Raw genomic sequence first — 1,098 nt, forward strand, 5'->3', positions numbered from 1 at the left:
ATCGGGATGATGGCTTCCGGCGCCGGTGGGCGGTAGCCTAGGGCACTATGTGGTCGTTTGGTGTTGTAGTGTTCCCTCCATTGTTCGATCAGGATTTGCGCTTCACGTAGCGAGTAGAAGACCTCCCCGTTTAGAAGTTCATCTCTCATTCGGGCATTGAAGCTTTCGCAATAGCCGTTTTCCCACGGCGAACCTGGCTCGATGTATGCGGTCTTGGCACCGACCGCTGCGATCCAATCGCGAACGGCCTGAGCGATGAACTCTGGGCCGTTGTCTGATCGGATGTAGGCAGGGACACCGCGCAGAATGAACAAGTCGGTCAGCGCATCGATGACCTCGGTCGAGTTCAGCCGCCTCTTCACTCGGATCGCCAGGCACTCCCGACTGTGCTCATCCAGGATGTTGAGTGTCCGGAACGCCTTCCCATCATCGGTCCGATGATGAACGAAGTCATAGCTCCAGACATGGTTGCGGTATTCAGGCCTCAGCCGAACACAGGAGCCATCGTTCAGCCAGAGCCTTCCTTTCTTCGGCTGTTTCATGGGCACTTTGAGCCCTTCACGTCGCCACAGGCGTTCGACCCGCTTGTCGTTGATCTGCCAGCCAGCATCTCTCAACAGGGCCGCGATCCGGCGGTACCCGTATCGCCCATATTGGCGCGTCAGCTCGATCATGTCAGACACCAGACGATCTTCATCAGCGCGGCCAACCGGCACCCGCCTCTGTGTGGATCGATGCTGCCCCAAGACACGGCAGGCACGACGCTCCGAGATGTGGAACCGACCCCGCACATGGTCAATGCAGGCACGGCGACGTGAAGGGCTCAGTAGTTTCCCCGTGCGGCCTCCGACAGGATCAGCTTGTCCAGCGTCAGGTCCGATACCGCCCGCCGCAGCCGATCATTCTCTTTCTGAAGCCGCTTTAGCTCTTTCAGTTGGTCGGTTCCCATCCCACCATACTGCTTGCGCCAGCGATAGAAGGTCTGTTCTGTTATCTGCACCTGACGGATGGCGTCTACGCGTGGCATCCCTTGGCCGCAAAGCACCTCAACCTGCCGTAGCTTCGTGACAATCTCTTCCGGCTTGGGTCGTTTGATTC

1 protein-coding gene is annotated in these 1,098 nt (G+C 58.4%); it reads right to left on the reverse strand.

Translation table 11 applies throughout. The features are described from left to right. Window positions 1–1,096 (reverse strand): IS3 family transposase gene (locus O2N63_RS17485; RefSeq protein ID WP_271055597.1). Its coding sequence is split into 2 segments (ribosomal slippage), with 1,097 coding nucleotides annotated over them: window positions 1–838 and window positions 838–1,096; the frame shifts between segments, so codons are not numbered across the junction. This gene is flagged as partial in the annotation. Between the last annotated feature and the right edge of the window lie 2 nt (window positions 1,097–1,098).

It is taken from the genome of Aliiroseovarius salicola (genome assembly GCF_027891095.1).
In the GTDB taxonomy this organism is placed as follows: Bacteria; Pseudomonadota; Alphaproteobacteria; order Rhodobacterales; family Rhodobacteraceae; genus Aliiroseovarius; species Aliiroseovarius salicola.